The organism is Blautia faecis, assembly GCF_027662325.1.
GTDB lineage: Bacteria > Bacillota > Clostridia > Lachnospirales > Lachnospiraceae > Blautia_A > Blautia_A faecis.
In genome coordinates this window covers 265-25,799 of the sequence record NZ_JAQDKY010000047.1, presented here as the reverse complement: position 1 = coordinate 25,799, position 25,535 = coordinate 265, and the positions used below count along the sequence as shown (strand labels likewise).

The following is a 25,535-nucleotide window of genomic DNA, read 5'->3' as shown; positions in this document are numbered from 1 at the left end:
CGATTTTGTTCAACTTGAATTTATCGTCTTGTTCCATTCTTATCAAAATTCTTTTTTAATGCTATTTCTGTTGGGAGAATAGACCCAATTAAAGGAATAAGTTGAACACCACAGATAATTCCTCCTATACTCCCAACACAATCTTCATTTTTTCCAATCACTAAAAGCATGAATATTACTGTTATCGGCAACATAACCATTCCACAGACATACCAGACTTTACCACAATATTTATGAGCAAATTCCCATGTGTCTTTGTTCTTCATAGACATCGAAGTCCGATATCCAAATACTGAATTTATTTCCTTTGGAGCCTTTTTCATAAAATATCTTCCAAAACCAATCATCGTAAATGGAAGAAGCAAATCCATAATCAACATAAAAATCCAAAACCCCATTGTAAGCTCCTTTACTACAACTTCCGATTGAGATTTCACCTGTTTTAAGAGATTTAATAGCTGTTATATTTTGTTATTAAATTCTCCGCAAGCCCTTGAAAACACTGGGTTTATCGCAGGTGAGCTTTCCCTTATTGTTTCCCTTGTGTTATATCGTCCCGTCAATGTTTACGAACTCTGATAAGGGCAAATACAAGGGCAAGAAAATCATATAAAACAGTATAACACAAAATAAAAGTGACATGGTGGACTGATTGAAATGCTTCTGATTTTTGTAACTAATGATTGATTGAATGACAAGGAGATAGGATACGATGAGAACAGTATTTGCAGAATAAAATATGTACCGGAACAGCATAGACATCTACACCCATGCTGGTTGTATGCTTCGTATTGACTGCGATAAGGCTGAAGATGGTATTAAAACTACACCATGCTCTCAGTGTGCATTAAATGCTCTTGCTATTGATGAACCTCTTGAATATGCAAAACTATATCTGGATGGAACTATGCAGATATGGGTAGACACAGAAGACTCTATTGAACTTTAAGTACACTAAGGGACTGCTCCTCTAACAATTAAAAAAGTGCAAGAGCAACAATCCCTTTGTATTTTTACAAGTTTCAACCTAAAAAAAACAATTATTTCACATTCGCATTATACAAGTCCATAAAATAAGAATCTGTATGTAGTAGTTCTTCAAAAGTACCTTGTCCAACAATCCTCCCTTCTTTAAAGAGAATAATTCTGTCAAAACATACAATGGAATTTAATCTATGTGCAATGGCAATGACAGTTTTATCTTTCATTTTTTGCATAACTGACTTCATTACATTTTCTTCTGTTAAATTATCCATTGCAGATGTTGCTTCATCCAAAATGACAAGTTCGGAGTCTTCAAACCACAAGCGAGCTAATGCAAGTCTTTGTTTTTCTCCACCCGATAAACAAGTACCTTTCTCACCAATTTCAGTATTTAAACCTTCCGCAAGATTTTCAACTAAATGAGATAGTTGCACTTCACTCAATGCCTCCAGCATTTGTTCTTCTGACACTTGTTTTTCAAATACCAGATTTTCTTTTATTGTTCCGTCAAAAACAGGGGCATCCTGTGATAGATAACTAACTCTATCATACAGATTATTAAGACAAATTTCTTTTAACTCCATGTCTCCTAAGCGAACTTCTCCTTGATTATATTTTAGCAACCCTAATAATATCCTAATCAAGGTCGATTTTCCGGAACCACTTTCTCCTACAAAAGCTATTTTTTCTCCCTTTTGTATTGACAGGCTCAAGCCATCTATAATTTTCCGTTCCTCATATTGGAATGATAAATTTCTTATTGCAATTTTTCCAACATTTGTATTTATTGCGTTACCGTTTCTTAATTGAACATCGTCTTTTAAGCCTAAAAATTCCTCAAATCTCTTATATGACGCCTTGTCTAATTTATATTGGACATAAAGTACATTAAAAATGGCAATTGGCGTATAAGCATTTTCAATCAGTGCAATTAGTGCAACCACAGAACCTACTGTAAGGTTTTTCGTTTTCCATGCATAAAAAAGAATACCAATATCTAACATTGCCACAAGTAGTGCAAATATTGTGAAGAATGCTTCATGAATCAGATTCATTTTTACTTTTGATGAAACAATATCCTCTTTTGCATTACAAGTCTTCTTTATTTCACTCGGGAACTGTTTACTCATACGAAATACCAACATTTCCATATAGCCTCTGACCAAATAGTGATTTAATAGTTCTTCACTATTCAAAATCTTTTCTTTTATTTTATAAAGAAACTTCAATAGAATGTTGGTTATTATAAAAATAACCGTATAGCCTACAAACAGTACATAAGTGACTTTTTCATCTATTTCCCAAATAAAGTATATACTAAAACCAATGGTAGGAAGTAAGTCACGAATCAAACACAACCAGAAATTGAATAATACATTTCTTCCTGCTGCTGAACCATTCTCAATCCTTTGAACAAGTTTGCCCGTACCTATTTTCTGATATTCCGTATAATCGATTGTACTTATTTTTCTAAGTGACAAAAGCTTAAAATCCAGATAAATACCATGTTCCAACTTCTTTTCAGGGTAATTATCCAGATAATTCATACCGTAATTTACCAGCAAAATAAAGCCATATGTTGCAACTCCTGCAAATGCAAGTGTTCTATCAGCCAATCCATCAATAACCTTTTGGAAATAGTCAACCTTGTAATTAGCCACAAATGAATTAAATATACCTAGTCCAATGTAGACCAATACCCATATGCTGTTTTTCTTTAATATTTCTTTTATATAACGCATAACTGTACTCCTTTACATATTGTATTTCAAGCATCAGGGCAGTACAGTCAACGACTACTGGCAAGTTTCTTTTAACCTCAGCACAATCTGCCAACAGTTTACATCAACTGTACTGAGTAGTTACCTCGGATAATTTTCATATCGTTCTCACTTCTTTCTTAAAATTTTCTATTATTATATCATGTTAAGTTCCAATATTCTATCGTAATTCCGTCAAAAGAATATAAAACAAAGAGCATATTATCTTACCCCTCTGTCATTTGTCTGCCTGCTGATACTGTTCTGGTTTTCAGCGGCTTCCCTTTGTAGTCTTGCAAGTTTATCCGACAGTTTTTCATCCTTATGCGTAGGTGTATCCGGTTTTCTGCAGGCATTCTTCCAGATTTCGTATTGTCTCTGATAATCCGTATAAGCATTCCTGCATTCTCTGAATGTCAGCAGGAACTCGTTCATGTTTTCAAAACCGCTATTACGAACCATGTTTGAGAGTCCTGCCCTTAATCGGTTGATATAATCCGTCTTTTCGTCAATCTTTCTCTGCAAATCGCCTTTTCTGATGAGCTTCGCCAGTCCCTTTAAGTTTGACATTTCGATTTCAAGACTGCCTCTTAGTTTCTCAGCTTCAAAGATAATGGCATTCTGGCTGTCCAGTTCTGTCTTTATCTTTTTTAACTTCGGATAAGCGGCTGCTTCCGGTATCATAACAGGCTCTGGCGGTAACACATCTGCTGTAAGTATTCCGTTGTCCTGCTTTTGGGCTTTGTTTTTATCTTCGTGAGTATTTTCACACTGCTGCCTGCTGTGAATGCCTTTTATAGCCTCAAGCACCTTTGTGATAAGCAGTACCAGCTCTGCTATTGCCATATTCAGGATAAGCGAGAGCATTTCGGGCTTATTGCCGTATCGCTCAATCGATCTCTTTACTGGCTCTGTGATATGTTCCCTCTTTATCTGTAAAATATCCTCTATGGGAACCTCACTTATGACAGCCCTGTCAACCTCTCTGTTCCAGTCCATCCGCAGTTTATTATCCTGCTCAATCTGTTCTGCCTTTGGGGTGTTCTTACCAACCTTCTTGGTAGCAAGATATGGACCATTGCAGTCAAATACTGTGAGATTACACCATTATCACGATACTGTTTTAAAAGTGCATTATAAACAATACTTTATACATTTTCCCTACCCTCTTTTAATCTGATACATTTATAGGCTTTATTTATCCAATTATAAAACTTGCCATTCAAAAATCATATGAATTAATTTTTACAAAGCATGCACAAAATGCGATTTTTATTATATTTCGTCTGTTTTTCTATAAAATTGTGCATAAAAGCAGCAGGCACATCCCTGTTTAGAGACATGCCTGTCATGTTTAAATCTTGTTAATTATCTATTATGCAGAACCAGTTTCACATCAAATGTGAATTTTTCTTCATTTAACTGATATTTCTCGGAAAGTACCGGTCCACAGCTGTTAGAACCGATACCATTCTGGGAATAATCAATACAAAGTACAGTGCTTCCACATTTTTCAAGTTCATAGCCGTGCTTTTTATTTGTCAGTTCCTCCTGAGTGTATTCAGAAGCATTAAATGCAATCGTTTTTTTCCCAGCAGCTGACAACGTCATTTTATCATTGCTCACGCACACATAATCGCAGTCTGTATGGCTTCCGTTTTCCTGAGGACGAAGATAATCTTCATGCAGATCTTCGACCTTGGAGGTATAAACTCCATGACTTCCAGAACGGCATTTATCAACATAGCTTTCATCCGGTCCGATGCCATAGTATGTCACATTCTTAAAGTTATCTTTTAAGAACAGGCGCAGCCCGAACCTTGGAAGCATGGGGAATTCCATATCTTTTACCATATTCATTTTTACAGAAACAGAGCCATCTGAAGTTACTTCCCACACAGCATGGATATCCAGAACCTTCTGCACAGTAGCTGCAACAACTGCAATATGGGTGAAGATAGTTACTTTTGATTCTTCTGCCTGGTAAGAGGTCTCATAAGCTCTTACATAGCTCTGATCATAATGGGCATCCATCCACTCCAGCTTAATCTTACGGTCGTTATCTGTTGGTGCTCTCCATATATTAAGTTCCATCGGTCGATCCAGGATGTTCTCTCCTGCTGCAGACATGTTTTCAAACAAGCCGGTCAGTTTATTGAAAACATAGTGGAAGGCGTTATTCTCCATCTCAAGATAACGGTCAGACTCTGTTACTTTGATGAATCCGCCAACTAATCCTGTTTCCATGAGCATAACAGCATTCTGGTTTCTTCCATCCTCGTTCTGCAACGGAATTTCATCAAATCCCAGCAGACTGTCTGTCTCCTGTAAGCCATTTCCAGATTTCAGCAAATACTTCACCTTCAAGAAGCATTTTCCTCTTTCCGGGATATTTGCCGGAATAATAACAGTTCCCTCCTGCTGCGGTGCAATGCTCTCCGCCAGGCGAATGCATCCGGAATTTACTATCTTTCCATCTGCGGTTGTCTCATAGGCAAGATACAGGTAATCTTTCAGATCCACATAGTTCATGTAATTATGGAGAATTGTCTTACCAGTAATCTGGTCATAGGAAACCACTCTCGCAGGACGGTATACATTTTTATATTCCTTCAGTCCGGTATGTGGTGTTCTGTCAGGATAAACCAGTCCATCCATACAGAAGTTTCCATCGTGAATTTCTTCGCCATGATCTCCTCCATAATAATAGATTCCCTTGCCATTTTCAGCCTGGCCTTTGTAAATAGCATGATCACACCACTCCCATACGAAACCTCCGCAAAGACTGTCGTACTTCTGGATCAATTCAAAGTAATCCTCCAGGTCTCCAGGTCCATTTCCCATGGCGTGGCAATATTCTACCAGAAGAAGAGGTTTATCCGGATTCTTTTCCATGTATTCATCAATCTCAGAAAAAGCTGGGTACATTCTTCCAACTACATCAATATTGGAATAGTCATACTCACGGTCTGTACTCTGATAGAATGCACTCTCATAAGTCGTAAGACGGGTTGGGTCAAATTCTTTGGTCCATTTTAGGGATTCCTCAAAGGTACATCCATATCCACATTCATTACCCATAGACCACATTACAATACATGGGCGGTTTTTTTCTCTTTCCACACAAAGTCTGGTACGATCCATGGTTGCAGGAATGAAATCCGGGTTATTTGCAATTCTTTTATTCCACTGCTCAACTACATTTTCCCACTCTGAATTTTTCAAGTACTGTGTCTGGGTTCCATGGCTCTCATTATCAGCTTCTGCGATCACAAATAAGCCATACTCATCACAAAGCTGATAGAAATAAGGAGAATTCGGGTAATGGCTGCTTCGGACTGCATTAAAGTTGTGCTGTTTCATCATGATCAGATCTTTTTTTATCTGCTTCATATTTACTGCGGAACCGGTTATCGGATCGGAGTCATGACGGTTTACACCTTTAAATTTTGCTTTTACATCATTAATATAGATTACGCTTCCCTCACAGTGGATTTCACGGATACCGATACGGTCTATGATCACCTCATTCTCGGAAAGGAAAAGCACCTGATACAGATATGGCTGTTCCGGATTCCAGAGTACAGGGGTTGTGATATCTAATACCGCTTTGTAAGCAAAATTTTCATCGTCACATTTCTTAAATGTACCTGTAGCCACCGTATTTCCCTCATGATTCCGGATTACAATTTTAGTATTTTCTGCTGCATTGCTCTCCCCAAGAAAATTCGCACGAATTTCAATTTCTGCACCATTTTCCCCTATAGATGTAGTGGTAAAATAATCATACAGTACACTTTCTGGTCGCTTTAACAGATATACATCACGGAAAATTCCTGTCATACGGAATTTGTCCTGGTCTTCTAAATAAGTTCCATCACACCATTTCAGGACAAGTACCGCTAAAGTGTTTGTTCCTTCTTTCAGATGATCGGTCACGTCAAATTCACTGGTTGCATGAGCCACCTGGCTGTAGCCTACATAGACACCATTGATCCATACATAGAAGCAGGAATCTACACCCTCAAAATTCAAGTATGCTTTTGGTGCTTTGGAATCTTTCTTATATTCAAACTGGTGTACGTACGCTCCGCAAGGATTCTCCTGTGGTACATATGGCGGATCAAGCGGAATTGGGTAACGGACATTGGTATACTGATGGCTGTCATAGCCATAGTTCTGCCAGATTCCCGGAACTGGAATTTCGTCGAAGCCCTTAGTGTCATAACCTGCTTCGTAAAATTTTTCCTGAAGATCATAAATGCTCTTATAGAACTGGAATTTCCAGTTTCCATTTAAAAGCTCCATACGGTCAGATTTCTCTCTGTCATGTACAAGAGATCCCATATCCTTTGATGCAGGCATGTAGTATGCTCGATGGGGCATGGTGTTTTCATGTAACACATTCAGATTTTCGTAGTGTTTTGGTACGATCATATTTGCTCCTCCAATATTATTATTTTTCTGTTTTAACATCTGATATGATTATACCTGTTTTTTTAAAAAATTACATAAACTCTGTTCGACAAAACATGCACAAAATGATATAATTTAACAAGTAAAGACACAAAAATATACACTTTTTTATTAATTTTGAAATATACACAATCTGTTCCGATAAAAATTGTGCATATTTACAAGGAGGTAATTTATATTGTACACAAACTCCGCTTACTGGCACCAGACACGCTTGGATTTTAAAGATAAAAAACATCCTATTTTTATAGGGAGCTGCGGTACTTACCGTCTGTACACAATAAAGAAGCTGCCAACGCACCGGCCGCGAGGTCGGCTTGATTACCAGCTTCTTTACGTTGCTTCTGGAAAAGCACATTTCTATTTTGATGGAAAAGAGGAAATTGTTTCTGCTGGAAACATGGTTTTGTACCGTCCAAAAGAAGAACAGCGCTACTACTATTATGGTGCCGACCACCCGGAAGTGTACTGGGTTCATTTTACTGGGAATAACGTCAAAAATATCCTCCGCAAATACGGCATTGTAGATGGCGTTCATGTGATTTATTCCGGGGTCTCCATGGAATACAAGCATCTGTACATGAACATGATTGAAGAACTGCAGCTGCGGAAAGATGACTATGAAGAGCTTCTTGTGTATTACTTTATGCAGCTTTTAATCCTTCTTCACCGCCAGATTCTTGTAAAACCACACAAGAAGAATCCGATGATCATGGATGACATGGCGCAGGCAGTTGATTATTTCCGAATGCATTACAATAAACAGATTAATATTGAAAAATATGCAGCTTCGAAAAATATTAGTGTTAGCTGGTTTATCCAGAACTTCAAACAATATACGAATACAACACCCGCCCAGTACATACAGAACCTGCGTCTTTCAAATGCGAAATCTCTGTTGGAAACCACAAACTACAATGTTACAGAAATTTCCAATCTGGTCGGATATGAAAATCCATTATATTTCAGCCGCTTTTTCCGGAAACAGTTTGGCGCTTCGCCGTCACAGTTTCGGAAACAACTGCGGCAAAATGAAGAGAATCAGATGACTGAACCAGAAAAGAAATGATCTGTATACGAAAGCCCAGGTTCAAAAACTGCCTGGGCTTTTAATTGATTTATTTTTATTACTAATATTCTACATACGCTCTCCCCTAGTCATATGTACTTCTTATTCTTCTATTTTAATATACTCCCACAAATGCCATCGCAGGTGCAACTCTGGAATCTTCAATTACGATTGCCAGACTATCTGTATGGATTCCCTTCAAATCGACGATTCTCTTATATCCGATAGTTGTTCCTTCATAGCATTTTTTTATGCTGCCGTTTTCTTCATAGCAGACATTAAATGCCTCAACTCTCTGGCTAAGCGGAATTGCTTCTTTCAGAATAAGATAATGTAGTTTTTTTCTTTCAATCCATTTGATTTTGATAACCAGTTTATTGGTTCCAGCCTCATTCAGGAAATAAGTCTCATAATCATCGGTTCTAAGAACTTCTGGGGACATCTCCCGACAGTCAAGTGGTGGAATGGTTGTAATACCAGCTTCTTCCACTAAATTATTGGAAAAGCTTTCTTTGATAAAGTCACCTAACTGCTTCAGGTTCTGAATATCCGTTGGATGGATCTTTCCGTTTTTCATCGGAGGGATGTTTAACAGAAGTGTAGTATTTCCACCAACTGATTTTAAGTAAATATCCTTCAGATTCTCAAAAGAACGTACCTTATCATCCTCTTCTTCGTGATAGAACCAGCCCGGTCTGATGGAGACATCTGTTTCAGCCGGATACCAGGCAAGTCGTTCTTCCTTCGCAAGACGTTCCCTGCTTCCCAGATCAGACTGTGTTTCATCCAATGGTCTTTCACGGAACTCTTCATTATCCTCCTGCTGGCTTAACTCTGCGGTCAGAGCCGGATCTTTCATATCTGCTGCTACCACGCTCCATTCACTTGGGCGTACCTCACCAGCTTCATTTCCACACCAACGGATATCAGGACCAGAAATAGAGATCACAGCATTTGGCTGCAGCTTGCGAACTACCTGGTAGTATCTTTGCCAGTCATATTTCTGTACCTTTCCGTTTGCGCCTTCCCCACAGGCACCGTCCAACCATACTACAAAAATATCACCATACTCTGTCAGAAGCTCTGTAAGCTGATTCACATAATAGTCATCATACTCTTTTCCTTTTCCATAGGATTCATTGTTTCTGTCCCAAGGAGAAAGATAAACACCAAATTTCAGGCCATATTCTCTGCAAGCCTCCATTGTTTCTCTTACAATATCACCCTTTCCATTTTTATATGGAGAGTTTTTGATACTGTGTTCGGTGTATTTTGATGGCCACAGGCAGAATCCGTCGTGATGTTTGCAGGTAAGGATCAGTCCCTTCATACCGCCCTCTGCGGCTGTTTTCGCCCACTGTTTTGCATCCAGCTCTGTCGGATTAAAAATAGATTCCGGCTCTGTTCCATCGCCCCATTCTCTTCCGGTAAAGGTATTTACTGTAAAATGAATGAAACAGAAAAATTCCATGCTTTCATATGCAATCTGTCTTGCGGTCGGTACTGCTTCAATTAATCTTTTGTCTTCTTTTAAGCCGCTATAGTTCATAATCATCCTCTAGACATTTTTATTGTTACATCCCATTGCTATATTTCGTTATCTTAATGATTATTTTGCTTTCAGCATTTTACTGTTCTTTAATTCTTCATTTGCCTTTTCTACATTCATCTGTGACATAATAAAAGTAATGATTACACAAATCACAACTGGAATCCACAGATACATAGTATGAAGCATGCTAAGGCAGGAATCCGGCTGTACAGCAAGTGAACTGTTAAAGTGGCTGAATTCCAGAAGCCAGCCTGTAATCGCAGTTCCAAGTCCTCCTCCAAGTTTCACACCAAGGGAAGTACAGGAATACATGGTTCCGTCTACACGTTTATGCTTTGTCAGATAAGTATACTCTGAACAGTTAGCAATCACCGCATTCATATCACCCTGCCATGGTCCCATACCAAATGCAGCAACGGCTGTAAAGGCAATCATAAGCGGTACGCTTCCCATATAAGCAGCAACTACTACAAGGGCACGTCCAATGGTTCCAATGGTATATCCAACCAGATTCAGCTTATATAACCCTTTCCATTTTGCTACTAAAGATGGTGTAATAACCAGTGCAATGATTAACGGGATATTGATTGCCCAGGAAAATACCGGGAACAGATCCTCGTTTTTCAATACATACATCATGTAATAAATACCCATACTGAGCATTGCGGAATAAATCTGCTGCAGAATGTAGGTTACGCAGATCATAATATAAAATCTGTTGGAAAATAACAGTTTTGCAGCTTCAATAAGGCTATATTTTTCATCTACTGCGCTTGATGCATCTTCGTTTAAGACTTCTTCTGGAAGCTCTTTTACAGATAATGCAGAAACTGTATTTATAATAAGTCCAATGATGGCATAAATGATTGCTACAATTCTCCATCCAGCAGCTCCCCCTCCCATAATCTCAACAAACTTGATAGTAACAGACTGGATCAAAAGACTGGTAGAAAATGCAAAGATAAAACGGTAAGATCCCATTTCTACACGTTCTTTGCTGTTTTTGGTAATCAGAGCTGTAAGAGCTGAATATGCAATGTTATTTGCTGTATAGAACACTGCATTTAACAGGGAATATGCAATAAAGAACCATGCATACTGCGCTGTCTGTCCAAGACTTTCCGGAATTGCAAATACACCGATCAAAGTAACTGCACAGCCGATATAACCATACAGCATCCAGGGTTTTGCTTTTCCCATTTTTGTTTTTGTCTTATCAATCATAGAGCCGAAGAAAATATCGGTCACTCCATCAAACAGTTTTGATACTGCAATCAATGTTCCTACAATACCCGGGTTCAATCCAACAGTATTGGTCAGATAGAGCATTACGAAGGTGGAAAGGAATGCATATACCACATTTCCAGCCACATCTCCGGAACCGTATCCGACTTTGTTGTACCATTTCAAATATCTTTTTTCTTCCATGTTTTCCTTCTCTTTCTCCTGTTTTTTCAGGTTTATTTTCGTACTTCCTTAATCCGAATATAATTATATCTTTATCTTTCCCAAAATTACATAAACAACATTTAACAAAACATGCACAAAATTGTAGAATTTTAAAAAATAGAACATTTCAGGATAAAAAATGCGTTCATTTATAACATAAGGTCAATTATTCAAAAAAATAAGAGGGCTGCATCTTACAGCTCTCTTATTTTAAATATACATCCTATTCTTCATATCCCTGCGGATTATTAGACTGCCATCTCCAGGAATCTTCACACATCTCACGGATACCGTTCTCTGCTTTCCAGCCAAGCTCTTTTTCTGCCTTAGATGCATCACAATAACAAGTTGCAATATCTCCGGCTCGGCGAGGTTTGATCACATATGGAATTTTCACACCAGTTGCAGCTTCAAAATTCTTTACAATATCAAGAACACTATAGCCCTTTCCGGTTCCCAGATTGTAAATCGCAAGCCCAGGATTTTCCCCGATTTTCTTAAGCGCTTTTACATGCCCCTTTGCCAGATCCACAACATGAATATAGTCTCTTACACCAGTTCCATCCGGAGTATCATAATCATTTCCAAATACACCAAGTTCCTTCAGCTTACCAACTGCTACCTGTGTAATATATGGCATAAGGTTATTGGGAATGCCATTTGGGTTCTCTCCAATTGTTCCACTCTTATGTGCGCCAATTGGATTAAAGTAACGAAGAAGCATAACATTCCATTCTGGATCTGCTTTCTGGATATCGGTAAGCACTTGTTCCAGCATGGATTTTGTCCAGCCATACGGATTCGTACACTGTCCCTTTGGGCATTCTTCTGTAATCGGAATCTGTGCCGGATCTCCATATACAGTTGCTGAGGAAGAGAAAATAATATTTTTCACATTATGTTTTCTCATTACATCAACCAGGGTTAAAGTGCCTGCTATGTTATTTTCATAATACTCCCAGGGCTTAACCACAGATTCTCCAACTGCCTTCAAACCTGCAAAATGGATGCAGGACTCAATAGTTTCCTTGTCAAAAATATCATTTAAAGCATCTCTGTCCAGAATGTCTGCCTTATAAAACTTCACTGGTTTTCCTGTGATTTTTGATACTCTGTCCAGTGCTTTTTCACTTGCATTGCTTAAATTGTCCAGTACCACAACATCATATCCTGCATTCTGAAGCTCCACTACCGTGTGGCTTCCAATATAACCAGCACCACCTGTAACTAAAATTGCCATAATGATTCCTCCTGAACGGTTTTTTCTTTTATTATAGTCTGATTTTTGTAAAAACATATGGACAAAGTTTTAGAAAATATGGAGAAAATGCCACGATTTCTTGTCTGTTTTCTTAATTGCAAAAACTTATATTTTTATATATTTTTTTCTTGCTTTTTCCAATAATTTGCTATATACTGCCCCATGTAAAGTAATGCAGAGTAAATTCATGAGCGTAAAGTGCCTTCCGGATGGAGAGTTGCCGGAGGACGAAAAGAGAAATCTTGCGGTTCGTGGATTGCTTCTCGCTGCAACAGAAGATAAATATGAATCCATAAATTATCTCCTATTGTGAGCGAAAAAAGAAAAGGAGGTAATTTTTTTATGGAGAAAACAAAGAACATGTTTCTCACCTCAGCCAAAGAGCTGAAAACCACTTCTACACTGGCAGTCTGTGCAATGCTTGCTGCCCTGGCACTGATTTTAAATTCAGTTGCTTCTATCAATATCGGTCCCTATGTAAAAATTGGATTTTCCGGTATCCCAAACCAGATTGCTGATTATTTGTTTGGACCCATTACCGGATGTCTGTTTGCCGGTGTGCTGGATATTGTGAAATTCTTTATCCGCCCTGATGGTCCATTTTTCTTTGGGTTCACCTTTAACGCAATGCTCGCGGCATTTATTTATGGATGTTTTTACTACAAACATAAGCTCACTTTCCGTCGCGTGCTGATTGCAAAACTGGTTGTCGTTCTGATTGTAAATGTTCTGTTAAATACCTTATGGCTGGACATGCTCTACGGAAAAGGATTCCTTGCAATCCTCCCAATGCGTACTGTAAAGAACTTGATCATGTGGCCAATCGATTCCTTTATCTTCTTTACCATCACAAGATTGATTGAGCAGACAGGAATTTTTAATCTTTTTAGAAAACCGGCTGCCAACTGATTACATATATTTGAAAATATAAAAACTTTGCGATATCAAATAAAAAACGCGAATATTCCAGTACTAAATAAGCCACTGATATTCGCGTTTCTTATTATCCTAACCACTTAAAAGAAGGATAGTATCTTACAACAGCTTTCCCCAAAATCTGGTCAAATCGCACGAATTTGTTTTTCCATGAACGTGAAGCTCTTTTCATTCTCCCAATTAGACACAGTCTGTCTGGTAACATGAAATATTTTTCCAAATCCCTCCTGGGTCAGCGCCTTTTCTTTTCGTATTTTTAATATCTGCGTTCCAATGTTCATATTTGCTCTGCTCCTGTTCTTCCTATCGGTTTTGCTTCTCACTTGGATTATATAAAAAATTCTGCCAAATGAAAAGCAATTTACCTTTTACAGTGAAAAAAACAGGTATGCAAAGCTTCTTTGACATGGTATTTTTTAAGAAGATTCACGTTTCTCTACTTAATCTGAATCCTTATTTTTTCACCGACAGGTGTCCAGTCAGATTCTGCAGTGATTTCACCTGTAGTTCCATCATATGCGCTTTCTTCGGTTCCATAATCTTCATCCGTTTTATCTGCTGCGTCGGTATTTTCTTTCTGGTCTGTATCGTCTTGAAGCCTTACTTCTGTGGGAGCATCTGCCCCTCCGATAATTTGAGTTTCAACCGGCTCCTCTGCATCTGACGGATTCTCTCCCTCCAAAGTATCCTCTGGAACTTCTTCTACTTCTTCTGTAGTCTCACCAATTTCTACAAAATCGTCATCAACCCAGACAGTGTCTGCAGCAGCCATATAAGGCTCTCTGGTATAAAGCTGTAATTCCAGATAATCGCTGTCAATATCCGGAAGTAAAAGAACCGGACCGTCAGAATCCAGCTGATACATGCCCCAGAAACTGGTTTTAAAACTCCATTGAGATTTACCATCTGCTGAATTACTGCGCAGTTCATACTGTACCTGATTTCCTTTACTGTCTGTCCCCATAAGCATCATCTCATTACCATTATACAGCTTTTCCTCAAGTTCTTCCGGAATTTCTGCCGTAATTATACTTTGCAGTTTATTCATGGAAAAGTCTGTTAATTTTACGGTTCCTTCTTCTGTTTTAACAGAAACATCTTCCAGCTTTTTATGAACTGTCTGTTTCATAAGCTCCGCATGGGGAATAGAAAAATCAAACTCAAACTCTGCAAAATAATCTTCGCCAAGATTTTCATTTTGATAGGCACCAAGTACCAAATGTACTTCCGGATTTTCTCCCAGATCCCCACCAAGGGAAAAGCGGGATTCCAGAACAGCATCATAGACATTTTCATCCAGTCCAATATTTAGTAAATCCTCATCCGAATACGGCAGATAGTGTCCGCTTTCGTATTCTTCAATTTTCTGTCCATTTATTGTAGTTTTCTGATAATCAATGTCAAGCTGTGTATTGGCAAAGGTCCAGGCATCCTGACCATCATCCGTGCCCTTTTGCCCGGAAGATTTTTTTTCTGCATGCACCTTTGTTAACAGAACCCCATTATCCAAAACAACTTCTTTTAATGTTACAGTAATTCCTTTGTCTTCTTTAGAGGTATTCAACACTTCCGTATAAGATTCAATGCTTTTGGGGAAACCAAGGGTTTCTCCTATGGACAATGTAATATTTTTTATTGCAGCCTGGATATGTGGATTAGAAAAGATAACAGAACCCAAGGTGACGATCACGCAGGCAGCTGCTGCTTTGCTCCACCCTTTTGGCCTCCGGTTTTCCTTTTTTTCACTCCATTCCCGCTCTGCTTCCTCTATATATTTCGGATCAATATTACCAAATTCTTTTGAAAAATCAAATTTTTTCATATGCGTCCTCCTTCTTTTTCCAACAGTTTCAACAGCTTTTTCCGGTTTCTGTATAAATTCATTTTCACGCTTCCCGCTGACATATGATGCTTTTTGGATATTGCAGAAACAGGATCTAAAAACCAGTATCTTCGTACAAAAATATTTCTGTCCTTTGGAGACATTTCTTCCAAAAAACGATTTATGGTTTCCATCAGTTCTTTTTCCGCCAGCTGTTCTTCCACGGTATAAGTTACATTTAGCTGATCCATTTCCTCTATAACATCTGCCATATGAACATCCGGGCGCTTGCCTGCAAACTTTTTCCTTAAACGGTCGATACTAAGATTTCTTGTAATCCGACCGCAAAAGTGTGCCAATACAGGAGGATGCGTAGGAGGAATCTGTGACCATACTGAAAACCAGGTATCATTCAGACATTCCTCGGCATCTTCTCTATTTGCCAATAAATTCCAGGCAATCTTGTAGCAATAGGGATGATACTTAGTACTTAATTCTATAATTCCATTCTCATCTCTTTTCAAAAACAGGTTTATAATTTCATCATCATTCATTTACAGGTTGTCCTCCGGGTTTCTTTAAGCTAAAAGTCACTGTCCATAATCTGACCAGCAACAGATAAGGCGCCTTTTTGAATAAAAATATTTCCATTCATATTATATATCGTAAAAAATAGTGGATGGTAACAAAAAAATTTAATTTTTTTCAGTTGAGATCCAAACTACAGTTTTGGTTTTCAGAAGATTACCTTTTAGGGGTAAAAATAATGAAAAGCAGCCGATATTCTCATTTTATATATCATGAGATACCGGCTGCAACTGCTGTTATAAAATATTTTCTTGTTCTGTAGTTTTGTACTTCATACTACAGCATTCATTATAATCACGGTCAGAATACGTCCTATAAACAGTCCACAAAACGCATAAAATCTTCTCTTCCTTTTGGTGTGCATTTATAAACTCCGGCATCTTCCAGCACATGAACAAACACCAGTCCTACTTCTTTTTGAAGAATTGCATGAATGTTCTCTGCATTAATATCCGGATATTTTTCCAGCAATTCTTTCACCCAGTCCTCATGCTTTGTTATTTTTTCATTTGAAGAAATATCTTTTCCAGATAAAATGTATTCCTCTAAAAGCTCCAGCTCTTCTTTTAATCTGGCCGGAAGAGCTGCAAGCCCCATTACCTCGATCAGCCCGATATTTTCCTTTTTAATATGATGGTACTGTGCATGTGGATGATATACACCAAGTGGATGTTCTTTCGTCGTAATATTATTGCGAAGTGTCAGATCCAGCTCGTATACATCCCCCACTTTACGGGCAATTGGGGTTATAGTATTATGTGGCTCTCCGTCCGTATTGGCAAATACAAAGGCTGCTTCATCTGTATAACCTCTCCATGCCTGCAGCACATGTGTTGCAAGGTCAATCAACCGTTCTGGATTTTTATGACGGATACGGAGCACTGATAACGGCCACTTTACAATTCCCGCTTCCACATCCTTAAATCCAGGAATGGTCACATGCTTTTCAATCGGTGCCTTAGCCATTGCGAAGGTATAATGTCCTCCCTGGAAATGGTCATGGCTTAAAATAGAACCGCCTACAAGCTGCTCAATGTTCTGAAATTCCTGTTCCGGTGCAGTGTAATCATCCTCGTAAAATACATCCAGCAGAAGATTTGTTGTGTAATTTCTCTCACATTCCGGTATCAGTTCCGTCTCGACTCCATACTGTACCAGTTTTGCAATACTCTCACTCAGCATATTTTTATCCTCTCTTTTCTATATGATTTCATTTTGCAGAACAAACTTTTCTCTGTACAGATTCCGGTATTCTCTTGGTGTCATTTTGTAGCGTTCCCTGAAAACCCGGTTAAAAGTCCGCTGACTTTCAAATCCTGCATCCATGGAAATGTCCGTAATGCTTTTGTCAGTACACTCTAAATGAACACAGACATAGTTTAATCTCTGTTCATTTAAATATTGGTTAAAATTTCTATGAAAAGTTCCGGAAAAGACACGCGAAAGTGTAAATTTACTTACTCCCATATCTCTTGCCATCTTTTCCAGGGACATTTCTTCTTTAAAATGTTTTGCAATATAGGAGACCGTCTGATAAATGATATCATTGCTCTCCACACTGCTCTTTTCCTGTAAGTTAAATGCCGGGATACTTCTGGCCAAAAGGATCTGCACATAAGCCTGTTCCACAACAAGGTTAGGATTTTGCTCCTTTTTATCGAGCTTCAGGCACCGAATTGCATTTACAATATCCCGGTGGACCTGCGGCTTTTTAATTACAGGATTTTTCGGACAGTATTTCTGCATAACAGAAGCAAATTGTCCGCAAAGTATGGGCTGCGCCCACAGATAGCATGCCTTATTATTCTCTCCTGAAAAGACCTGGCAGTGATGGATCACTTCCGGAAAAAGGACTGCAAAATCACCTTCCTTCATGTGAAAGAGTTCCTGGCCCATTCCAAGCTCCAAGCATCCTTCTGTAAGATAGATGAATTCAACTGAATTGTGCAGATGAGGGGATTCATGTCTGGCAATGCGGGAATGTAAATGCAGGTTTTCTTTTTTCTCTTCATAAACCGGAAACATAATTTCTCTCCTCTGCAAATTTTGTCTGTTTTTTCTTTTCATTTGGCACGTAATCCGCTTTCAGGTGATCTATAATGCACTTGTAAGTTAAGAAAAGAGGTGAACGAAATGAAAAATTTAAAAGCTTATATCTTATATGTGATGAATTTCTACGCAAACTATTATAAAGTTTGCCGCTAATGCCAGAAGAGAATTCCGGTATTCGGCCGGATTTTCTTCTGCATAAACTATCACATCCACTTTTTATTAGTATAACCAACTGATGAACCCCTGTACATGAACAGGATTCTTTAAAATATAGACAAAATGATACAAAAAAAGATATGCTGCAAAAAATGACTGTATTTCCTGCCTCATATCTTTCCTTAATCCAATGACAGACAGCCCGAAAATATCGGGCTGTCTGCTTTTTAGATGGTATCAATCAGATCACTTCCACTAATGATCTGGCTCCAGCGGTTTTCACGTTTGTCCGCATTTTTCTCAAAGTATGGAAGTCGCGTTTCTTCCAATTCCTCCAGGCATGGGATGCTTCCATCCAGATACTTTTTTGTTCTCCGGATGGTACTGTTAAGTCTGGTGATCACAGCTCCAAGTTTAATCTGTTTCTCAGCTTCTTCTACAGGTACAAATTTATTTTTCTTAAATTCTTCCAGACACCTAATTAGTGCATTATTATGAATATAAAAAAGAATATATTGAAGTTCCTTTTCTGATACTTTCAAACAATTGTCACCATAAACTCCTGCCAGATTTTGTACATCTGTATCCGTTATGAACTCTTCTCCTAATTTCAATAAAATTTTCTCAAAAAAGTTATTTTTATAGCAATGAACATCTGCAACCAAAGTACCATGATATAACGTTTCATCATCGGCTTTCAGAATATAGAGTTCCAGTACACGCGCTACACTATATATAATGTCTGAACAATCCCTCCCAGGCCATCTTATCTCCCTGCCAGAAAACACGTACAAACCCTTCCAACGGATCATTTAACTCTTCTTTCGATGCAAAATGAAAAGTGCCATTTTCAATTTCTAATAATGCACTGCTTATTGAGCGGTAGTGGTATAATTTCATTTTTTCCTTCTTTCGATAAATTATTCAAATAGTTATGATGAAGTCTGCTCTTCATAAACCATGGATTGGCATGCAGCTTCCTATACGAAAGCTTAATACCTATCTTCCATTTTTTCTTTGTGAATATCCATTTAGTTATTTTATTATTACCGTCTCATAACCAACTCTCTCACTTCGAACATGTAGCAAAAAATCTATCGTACCAGATAAGGAATGTTAAAACTGTCCAGATTTTACGGCTGTTATCTGCCTTTTTATCTTTATGGTCGTTCAGGAGCTGAAGCAGTTTCTCTGTATGGAAAAATTCTTCTGCTTCTTTCGAGGTAAATAAATCTGTTACCATCTGATACCAGTCATCCTGCCGCAGCCACACACGGATTGGAATAGGAAAACCAAGTTTCTTCCGTTCATCGGTTTCCTGTGGAAGAAATTCTGAAACAGCTTTACGGAAAATATATTTTGTTGTACTCGCTGCAATCTTGGCTTCTTTCGGAAGCTTTGCTGCAAAGTCAAAAACTTCTTTATCCAGAAATGGTACCCTGACTTCCAGGGAATGTGCCATACTCATTTTATCTGCTTTCTGCAAAATATCGCCAGGAAGCCAGTAGTTCAAATCTACAGACTGCATTTTTTCCATGTCTTGAAGTCCGCCTCTGTTTTCTGCCTCAAGCTCTTCATAAAATGGTCTTAAATATTCCTGCGTGGAAGGTCCTGTTACTTTATTTTTCAAAATCTGCGCTTTCTCTTTTTCACGGTAGATATACGCATTTCCAATGAAACGTTCTTCCACTTTCATTCCCGCGCGGATAAGAAAATCCCGACCTTTCACATCTGGCAGCTTTGCGGCCAGTTTTCTAACAGCACGTCTAAGCCTGAATGGAATCCAGGCAACTTTCTTTAATGCTTCCGGTTCTCTATAAATATTGTATCCACCGAAAAGTTCATCTGCACCTTCCCCGGAAAGGACTACCTTAACATGACCGGCAGCCTCTTTGGAAAGAAAATAAAGTGCAACTGCGGAGGCATCCCCAAGTGGTTCATCCATATGATACATCACATCTGGAAGGACATCCCAGAATTCCTGCTTGGATATGATTTTCACATGGTGTTTCAAACCTGCTTTTTCTGCCACTTTGGCAGCTTTGTTTACTTCACTATATCGATCTCCCTCATCAAATCCCACTGTAAATGCCTGATCTGCACCGGAGGAAGAAGCCAGATAACCGGAATCCACTCCACCTGATAAAAATGCGCCGACTTCCACATCACTTAACATATGATGCTTCACTGAATCCTTTAAAATCTCGGAAAGCTGGCTCCGCAGCTGCGCCATATTCGTTTTATGGTTCCACTGACCTGGTGTAAGCTTTGGTTTGAAATAAGTCTTTATTTCATAGATTCCGTTTTTATATAAAAGCATATGTCCAGGCATCAGTTTATAAATTCCCTTAAAGAAGGTCTCTTCCAGAGGAGAATATTGAAATGACAAATACTGCTCCAGGGCCTTCTGATTTACTTTCCTTTCATAGCCGGGAAATGCAAGGATACTCTTAATTTCAGAAGCAAATACAAAGTGCCCATCTATTTCGGCATAGTACACAGGCTTAATTCCAAAGAAATCCCTTGCAAGCATCAAAGTCTGCTCTTTTTCATTCCATACTGCAAACCCAAACATTCCCCTGAGTTTATCCAGTGCCTTCTCCCCATACTGCTGAACGGTATTTACCAGAACTTCCGTATCGGAATGGGTGCAAAAAGAAATGCCGAAAGTCTCAAGTTCTTCACGCAGTTCTTTATAATCGTAAATTTCCCCATTAAAAACAATATGAAGGTTTCCATCCGCACTTTCCATAGGCTGCTGCCCATCTTCTAAATCAATAATACTAAGTCTTCGAAAGCCCAGCGTAATCTTCTCCCTGCAAAAAGATCCCTTACTGTCCGGGCCTCTATGCTCAATGGCTTTCATCATCCTTTCAATTACTGTCTTCTGATCCTGTCTGTAACCTGTAAATCCACAGATCCCGCACATTTCTTCCTCCGTATCCATTTGATGTAGTTTAGACACTGCAACAACTTTTGTTACAGTCCAAAATTTTTTCCAATATTTTATCATAAAAATATCTGTTTGTTGTAAAATAAAAATGTCTTTCTTATCAAATAATTATATTTCCAAATAGCTTTTATATCTCATATAACATTTTATAAAAAAAGAAACGTTTTCCATTTCTTTATTTGCTTCCGGAAAACGTTTCTTTTCATTTACTCTTCATAAAGATTTCCGTTCTCATCGGTCCAGGTTCCGTCACCATTATCTGTGTACCCTACACCTTCTGAATCACAGTAATAATAATCTCCGTTTGTAGTCTCTTTTACATTAACGGTGCCGCTGCTGCCCTTGAGTTCATGCTTTTCCAGCTGTGTTCCGAAATTATAGTCTTCATCATTCCAGGTACGGTAGGAATTTCCATTGGCATCTGCCCAGCTCCCATCTCCCTGATAACTGTATTGGAATCCATAATAGTCGGAATAGGTTCCGTCTCCGTTATCGTAAAGGACTCTGGATTCTTCATCTCCTTCACCTGCTGCTACAATTGATGCCACACCGGACGCAGTACTGAATCCACTGGTATATGGCACGCCTGCCGGAAGATTTTCATTATGTGATACATTTCCGGTACCATCAGAACTGCTTTCGGAAGCTGTTGATCCATTCTCCTGGCTTTCATTTTCTGTATCAGCTGCAGAAGAATTTTCCGCATCCACACTTTCTGTTGACGTTTCTTCATTTTGTGACAGATCTGCGCCAGGGTTCTGCACGTCGTCGCTTTCCTGCTTATTTACCGTTTCGGAAAAAGGTGCATAATCCGGCACATTATTCTTCACCTGATCTGTCTCTTTTTCATTATGAGCTTCTGCCTGCTCTGTTTTTCCAGTTTCTTCCGGTGCCTCTGCGGACACACTGAATGCCAGATTCCCTCCGACAAGCAGAACGGCCATCAGAATTCCCGGCAACAGTCCCCGTCTAAATTTCCGGATATTGAGCATATACAGGATCCTGTCTTTAAATACCATTCCACTGTCATTAAGGCTTGCGCTCACATATGGTACCTGATTGTCCATTGCGACTGTTCGAAGAAGCAGTTGTCTGTAAAGCCTGTTTTCTTCCAGGCTTACCCGATGGATAACATCTGTATCACACAGATTCTCAATATCTTTATCTGCTTCTTTCAGCATCAGAAGAAGAAATGGATTAAACCAGTATATCGATGCACAGATCCGTAAAAACATCTTATACCAGAGATCCCGATGATCGTAATGCGTCAGTTCATGGTAAAAAACAAGTTTTCTTTCTTCGGCAGAATACCCGGTCGCAGGCAGATACAGTTTCGTATGAAAAAGCCCTGCCAGAAGCGGTGTGGTAAGACCTGCATTCTGCCTGAGTTCCGGTATTCTGCGTACATGCTTTCTCTGACACACCTCTCTGTACATCTGAATACTCACCGGATCACTTACTAACAGACTCATCCGTTCCAGTTCCTTCATAGAAAGGTAATATGCCAGAAATTCTCCTGCAAGTTTGAGGATTGCCACAACCAACCAGACGGCTGTAAAAATCACTGCTGCAATTCCCATCCATCTGCCTGAATCACGCATGACAGGCACTTTCTGCGAAGAATTTTCAGAGGAATCCTGTGTGTTTTTGTTTAATGACTGCATATTTTCTAAATTCTGTAGTCTGTTTCCCTGATTTTCTGTTCCGACCATACTGCCATTTGGATTCAGATTCTGTCTGTCATATGTGCGGTATTGCGGCACATTAAAAGTCACAACTGACAGGTCTGCCGGCAGCTGTAATGGAACTGTCAGGCTGACTGCCACGATCAGCCAGATAACATATTTCCACCTGGCTGAGACTTTACCTTTTAGCAAAGCTGCAAGCACTTTGACCAGCAAAATTACAACTGCTGCAATAATATTCAGCTTCAAAATATGCAAAACAAATACTTCCATAGTTCGCTATTTCTCCCTGTCCTCTAGTTCTTTAAGGAAGTCACTGAGATTCTGAATTTCTTCAGAGCTTACCTTTTTCCCCTGATACAAGGACGTTACAAATTTTTTCAAAGAGTTCCCATAAAGCTTCTCAAGGACACTCTGGCTTTCATGTGCCTGATAATCCGACTGTGAAACCAAAGGTGTATACAGATTCATTTTCCCCTGTTTGGTCACTTCCACAAAATTTTTGGCTTCCAGCCTGGCCAGCAGCGACAGGATCGTTGTCGGAGCAAGGCTTTTTTTCGTATTGATCACTTTTTCAATTTCCATTCTGTTCATCGGAGGTGTATGATTCCAAAGAACAAGCATAATATCCAGTTCTGATTCTGGAAGTCTCTGATATGTTTTTTTCACGCTCTCATTCTCCCTCTTTCTACAAATGTAGGAACGGTTTTATTATACCATATCAGTCTATTTCTGTATAGCTGTTTCCATTCTCATCTGTCCAGGTTCCATCTCCGTTGTCTGAAAATCCGATACCATTTTCGTCGCGGAAATAATAATCACCATTTGTAGTCTGTGTAACGGTTACCGTATTACCGTCCGAATCCTCAAGGTCATGCTGTTCCAGAGTGGTTCCAAGATAATGGTTTTCATCAGTCAGGGCTGAGTACGTGTTTCCATTTTCATCGGTATAAGTTTCATTCCCATTATCAGTATATTTCATTCCATCATCTCCACGGTATTCGCAAGAATAATCTTTGTGAAGAATGTAATTGATCTCAATTGTATTTCCATCACTGTCAACTAATGTCAGTGGTGATGTGGAAATAATATCTGAACCATCACTGTTATCTGCAGAAGCATTCACGTCTGCATTGGAAGAATCTGAACCTCCCTTGCCTCCCGGATTGGAAGTATCGGTATCCTCCTGATCAGAATTCTCTGTTGAATCTTCATCTGCCTGTCTGGTAAGGGAGGGATTTCCCGGATAGGAAATATATTCTACGAATTTTCTGACATCACCGATATCATCTGCATCTTTTGCATATCCCACCGTCATATATAAACTGTTCCCCTCTGAATAAACTGTCTGATAGCAGGCTTCATACGTATCATTGCATTTTGCAATTGCTATATTGACATCATCAAGTGAATATTTGTAAATGTTTACATAATCACTTCCATTCGTGTAGCTGGCATAAGTACCTTCCGTATCTGCCTTTTCCCAGTCGGAATCTGCTGGCGGCTGTGTATAAAAGTCATTATTTTCTGCTGCCAGAACCGTTCCTGCTGAAAAAGTTCCCAATACCGCCGTAGTGATAAGTGTCATTAACTTTACTGTTCCTGTCTTCATAGTGCATTCTCCCTGTTTATTATTTTCTACTTTTGTAGAAACTGTTTATATTCTACATCTGTAGAATATAAATGTCAACCATATTTTGAAGCAACTGGTTCTTGACACATAATATTTCTTGCATTATAATACGTTTAACAATTAGGTTAAATGTTAAATGAAGGGATGTGATGAATTATTGGGTATACAGGATACATTAAAAGCATTGGCTGATCCAATACGACGTGAGATTTTGAACTTATTGAAAAATGGGCGGCTTTCAGCCGGAGAAATATGCGAACATTTTTCAGTGACGGGAGCATCCATATCAAGACATCTGGCAATATTGAAGGAAGCTGATTTGATCCGAAACCAAAGAGAAGGAAAGTTTATTTATTATGAATTAAACACTTCCGTATTGGAAGATGTCATGTTGTGGATCACAGATTTGAAAGGAGCATCGAACAATGAAGGAAATGATAAAAAAATATAGAGGTTCATTAATTAGCTCTATACTGGTAATTCTTGCAGGAGTCCTGGTGGGTTTTACGAGTACACACGGTAAATGGATAAATGTATTTTTTGTAGTAACGCACTGTATATTTGTAGCAATCATATTTTATGATAACAGAAGCCGACAACAGAGTCCAAAAGTTATAGGAATGACTATATGGATGATACCTGTTATTACATTGCTCTATAATGGCATTGCCAGATTGGTAACTACCGGAGCAGGCATGGAGAACCTGTTCATGGCATTCATGTATTATGGAACAGGCTTACTATTCATGGTTATAGGAAATTATCTGCCAAAGGTAAAGCAGAATAATACGATAGGAATCCGGGTTATATGGACATTGCAGGATGAGGAAAACTGGAATGCAACTCATAGATTCAGTGGGAAACTATGGATGGCATCAGGTATTCTGTGTATGCTCTGTGGTCTTTTTGAGGAAAGTATGGCTGCTCTTGTTTTGTATATCGTAAGCATTATGGCAGCTGCAATCATCAGCATTCTCTATTCTTATCTATTTTATAAGAAAAAGATAGCGACCGGAGAAAAATTAAAAATTCAGTATAACAAAAAAACAATTGGAGTATCCGGAATCATAGCCATTTTAACCATTATATTCGGTATATGGACGTTGTTTTTGGGAAGTATTGAGATTCGTTTCGAGGATAAAGATTTTACCATTGAGGC

The 25,535-nt window shown here is 38.8% G+C and carries 21 protein-coding genes, 1 pseudogene and 1 riboswitch; of the genes and pseudogenes, 5 read left to right on the top strand and 17 right to left on the bottom strand.

Annotated elements, in window-relative coordinates; genetic code table 11:
- Positions 1–20: 20 nt before the first annotated feature.
- Positions 21–398, bottom strand: coding sequence for an SdpI family protein (locus PGQ38_RS16860; protein WP_003864540.1), 378 nt, complete (start codon positions 396–398; stop codon positions 21–23).
- Between the two features lie 341 nt (positions 399–739).
- Here PGQ38_RS16860 and PGQ38_RS16855 point away from each other — a divergent pair, with 341 nt between their 5' ends.
- Positions 740–949: a DUF6061 family protein gene (locus tag PGQ38_RS16855; RefSeq protein WP_270432725.1), complete on the top strand. Its 210-nt coding sequence runs from the start codon at positions 740–742 to the stop codon at positions 947–949.
- 91 nt (positions 950–1,040) lie between these two features.
- On the opposite strand, the gene PGQ38_RS16850 is transcribed toward PGQ38_RS16855, so the two are convergent.
- The 3 genes from PGQ38_RS16850 to PGQ38_RS16840 all read right to left on the bottom strand — a co-directional run bounded on the left by PGQ38_RS16850 (position 1,041) and on the right by PGQ38_RS16840 (position 7,181).
- Complete coding sequence (locus PGQ38_RS16850; RefSeq protein ID WP_204452048.1) at positions 1,041–2,726, bottom strand: ABC transporter ATP-binding protein; 1,686 nt, start codon at positions 2,724–2,726, stop codon at positions 1,041–1,043.
- A 240-nt stretch (positions 2,727–2,966) separates the two neighbouring features.
- Positions 2,967–3,743, bottom strand: coding sequence for a hypothetical protein (locus tag PGQ38_RS16845; RefSeq protein ID WP_204452050.1), 777 nt, complete (start codon positions 3,741–3,743; stop codon positions 2,967–2,969).
- A 369-nt stretch (positions 3,744–4,112) separates the two neighbouring features.
- The gene (locus tag PGQ38_RS16840) at positions 4,113–7,181 is read right to left on the bottom strand and encodes a glycoside hydrolase family 2 TIM barrel-domain containing protein (RefSeq protein WP_204452052.1); all 3,069 of its coding nucleotides are present in this window, start codon (positions 7,179–7,181) and stop codon (positions 4,113–4,115) included.
- A gap of 217 nt (positions 7,182–7,398) precedes the next feature.
- Here PGQ38_RS16840 and PGQ38_RS16835 point away from each other — a divergent pair, with 217 nt between their 5' ends.
- Positions 7,399–8,289 (top strand): helix-turn-helix domain-containing protein, encoded by an 891-nt coding sequence (locus tag PGQ38_RS16835; RefSeq protein ID WP_173717388.1) that lies wholly within the window; start codon positions 7,399–7,401, stop codon positions 8,287–8,289.
- A 115-nt stretch (positions 8,290–8,404) separates the two neighbouring features.
- On the opposite strand, the gene PGQ38_RS16830 is transcribed toward PGQ38_RS16835, so the two are convergent.
- From PGQ38_RS16830 to galE, 3 genes are all read right to left on the bottom strand, one after another.
- Complete coding sequence (locus tag PGQ38_RS16830) at positions 8,405–9,838, bottom strand: alpha-L-fucosidase (RefSeq protein ID WP_204452054.1); 1,434 nt, start codon at positions 9,836–9,838, stop codon at positions 8,405–8,407.
- A gap of 60 nt (positions 9,839–9,898) precedes the next feature.
- On the bottom strand, positions 9,899–11,269 hold the full coding sequence (locus PGQ38_RS16825) for an MFS transporter (RefSeq protein WP_204452056.1): 1,371 nt from the start codon (positions 11,267–11,269) through the stop codon (positions 9,899–9,901).
- A gap of 244 nt (positions 11,270–11,513) precedes the next feature.
- A complete protein-coding gene (galE, locus tag PGQ38_RS16820) occupies positions 11,514–12,530 on the bottom strand; it encodes a UDP-glucose 4-epimerase GalE (protein ID WP_173719502.1) in 1,017 nt (338 codons plus the stop codon).
- Between the two features lie 194 nt (positions 12,531–12,724).
- A riboswitch (THF riboswitch) is annotated at positions 12,725–12,822 on the top strand.
- Positions 12,823–12,893: 71 nt separating this feature from the next.
- On the opposite strand from galE, the gene PGQ38_RS16815 reads away from it, so the two are divergent.
- Complete coding sequence (locus tag PGQ38_RS16815) at positions 12,894–13,460, top strand: folate family ECF transporter S component (RefSeq protein WP_118583984.1); 567 nt, start codon at positions 12,894–12,896, stop codon at positions 13,458–13,460.
- A gap of 152 nt (positions 13,461–13,612) precedes the next feature.
- On the opposite strand, the gene PGQ38_RS16810 is transcribed toward PGQ38_RS16815, so the two are convergent.
- The 10 genes and pseudogenes from PGQ38_RS16810 to PGQ38_RS16765 form a co-directional block, all read right to left on the bottom strand.
- On the bottom strand, positions 13,613–13,768 hold the full coding sequence (locus PGQ38_RS16810) for a helix-turn-helix transcriptional regulator (protein ID WP_202187788.1): 156 nt from the start codon (positions 13,766–13,768) through the stop codon (positions 13,613–13,615).
- A gap of 155 nt (positions 13,769–13,923) precedes the next feature.
- Positions 13,924–15,309 (bottom strand): DUF4179 domain-containing protein, encoded by a 1,386-nt coding sequence (locus PGQ38_RS16805; protein ID WP_270432717.1) that lies wholly within the window; start codon positions 15,307–15,309, stop codon positions 13,924–13,926.
- A complete protein-coding gene (locus PGQ38_RS16800) occupies positions 15,306–15,863 on the bottom strand; it encodes an RNA polymerase sigma factor (RefSeq protein ID WP_204452061.1) in 558 nt (185 codons plus the stop codon). Before PGQ38_RS16800 ends, PGQ38_RS16805 begins: the two co-directional genes overlap by 4 nt.
- Positions 15,864–16,209: 346 nt before the next feature.
- Positions 16,210–16,923: pseudogene (locus tag PGQ38_RS16795) on the bottom strand (UDP-glucose--hexose-1-phosphate uridylyltransferase); the annotation flags it as partial.
- Positions 16,924–17,097: 174 nt separating this feature from the next.
- A complete protein-coding gene (locus PGQ38_RS16790; RefSeq protein ID WP_204452065.1) occupies positions 17,098–17,922 on the bottom strand; it encodes an AraC family transcriptional regulator in 825 nt (274 codons plus the stop codon).
- A 410-nt stretch (positions 17,923–18,332) separates the two neighbouring features.
- Entirely contained in the window at positions 18,333–18,917 is a 585-nt protein-coding gene (locus PGQ38_RS16785; RefSeq protein WP_204452069.1) for a hypothetical protein, read from the bottom strand.
- A gap of 257 nt (positions 18,918–19,174) precedes the next feature.
- The gene (gene asnB, locus PGQ38_RS16780) at positions 19,175–21,034 is read right to left on the bottom strand and encodes an asparagine synthase (glutamine-hydrolyzing) (RefSeq protein ID WP_270432713.1); all 1,860 of its coding nucleotides are present in this window, start codon (positions 21,032–21,034) and stop codon (positions 19,175–19,177) included.
- A 230-nt stretch (positions 21,035–21,264) separates the two neighbouring features.
- The gene (locus PGQ38_RS16775) at positions 21,265–23,016 is read right to left on the bottom strand and encodes a M56 family metallopeptidase (protein WP_204452073.1); all 1,752 of its coding nucleotides are present in this window, start codon (positions 23,014–23,016) and stop codon (positions 21,265–21,267) included.
- 6 nt (positions 23,017–23,022) lie between these two features.
- On the bottom strand, positions 23,023–23,412 hold the full coding sequence (locus PGQ38_RS16770) for a BlaI/MecI/CopY family transcriptional regulator (RefSeq protein ID WP_187566649.1): 390 nt from the start codon (positions 23,410–23,412) through the stop codon (positions 23,023–23,025).
- Positions 23,413–23,464: 52 nt separating this feature from the next.
- A complete protein-coding gene (locus tag PGQ38_RS16765) occupies positions 23,465–24,355 on the bottom strand; it encodes a hypothetical protein (protein WP_204452077.1) in 891 nt (296 codons plus the stop codon).
- Between the two features lie 157 nt (positions 24,356–24,512).
- Here PGQ38_RS16765 and PGQ38_RS16760 point away from each other — a divergent pair, with 157 nt between their 5' ends.
- Entirely contained in the window at positions 24,513–24,827 is a 315-nt protein-coding gene (locus PGQ38_RS16760; RefSeq protein ID WP_207758488.1) for an autorepressor SdpR family transcription factor, read from the top strand.
- A gap of 181 nt (positions 24,828–25,008) precedes the next feature.
- On the top strand, positions 25,009–25,535 hold a 527-nt coding region (locus PGQ38_RS16755; protein WP_270432709.1), incomplete at its 3' end, for an SdpI family protein.

Excerpts from the sequence above, each read along its gene's own strand:
- PGQ38_RS16860 (WP_003864540.1), bottom strand. The coding sequence starts at position 398 with ATGGGGTTTTGGATTTTTATGTTGATTATGGATTTGCTTCTTCCATTT.
- PGQ38_RS16840 (WP_204452052.1), bottom strand. The coding sequence starts at position 7,181 with ATGATCGTACCAAAACACTACGAAAATCTGAATGTGTTACATGAAAAC.
- PGQ38_RS16825 (WP_204452056.1), bottom strand. The coding sequence starts at position 11,269 with ATGGAAGAAAAAAGATATTTGAAATGGTACAACAAAGTCGGATACGGT.
- PGQ38_RS16815 (WP_118583984.1), top strand. The coding sequence starts at position 12,894 with ATGGAGAAAACAAAGAACATGTTTCTCACCTCAGCCAAAGAGCTGAAA.
- asnB (WP_270432713.1), bottom strand. The coding sequence starts at position 21,034 with ATGTGCGGGATCTGTGGATTTACAGGTTACAGACAGGATCAGAAGACA.
- PGQ38_RS16765 (WP_204452077.1), bottom strand. The coding sequence starts at position 24,355 with ATGAAGACAGGAACAGTAAAGTTAATGACACTTATCACTACGGCGGTA.
- PGQ38_RS16810 (WP_202187788.1), bottom strand. The coding sequence starts at position 13,768 with ATGAACATTGGAACGCAGATATTAAAAATACGAAAAGAAAAGGCGCTG.
- PGQ38_RS16760 (WP_207758488.1), top strand. The coding sequence starts at position 24,513 with ATGAAGGGATGTGATGAATTATTGGGTATACAGGATACATTAAAAGCA.
- PGQ38_RS16785 (WP_204452069.1), bottom strand. The coding sequence starts at position 18,917 with ATGATCCGTTGGAAGGGTTTGTACGTGTTTTCTGGCAGGGAGATAAGA.
- galE (WP_173719502.1), bottom strand. The coding sequence starts at position 12,530 with ATGGCAATTTTAGTTACAGGTGGTGCTGGTTATATTGGAAGCCACACG.
- PGQ38_RS16790 (WP_204452065.1), bottom strand. The coding sequence starts at position 17,922 with ATGTTTCCGGTTTATGAAGAGAAAAAAGAAAACCTGCATTTACATTCC.
- PGQ38_RS16855 (WP_270432725.1), top strand. The coding sequence starts at position 740 with ATGTACCGGAACAGCATAGACATCTACACCCATGCTGGTTGTATGCTT.
- PGQ38_RS16800 (WP_204452061.1), bottom strand. The coding sequence starts at position 15,863 with ATGAATGATGATGAAATTATAAACCTGTTTTTGAAAAGAGATGAGAAT.
- PGQ38_RS16775 (WP_204452073.1), bottom strand. The coding sequence starts at position 23,016 with ATGGAAGTATTTGTTTTGCATATTTTGAAGCTGAATATTATTGCAGCA.
- PGQ38_RS16805 (WP_270432717.1), bottom strand. The coding sequence starts at position 15,309 with ATGAAAAAATTTGATTTTTCAAAAGAATTTGGTAATATTGATCCGAAA.
- PGQ38_RS16850 (WP_204452048.1), bottom strand. The coding sequence starts at position 2,726 with ATGCGTTATATAAAAGAAATATTAAAGAAAAACAGCATATGGGTATTG.
- PGQ38_RS16845 (WP_204452050.1), bottom strand. The coding sequence starts at position 3,743 with ATGGACTGGAACAGAGAGGTTGACAGGGCTGTCATAAGTGAGGTTCCC.
- PGQ38_RS16830 (WP_204452054.1), bottom strand. The coding sequence starts at position 9,838 with ATGAACTATAGCGGCTTAAAAGAAGACAAAAGATTAATTGAAGCAGTA.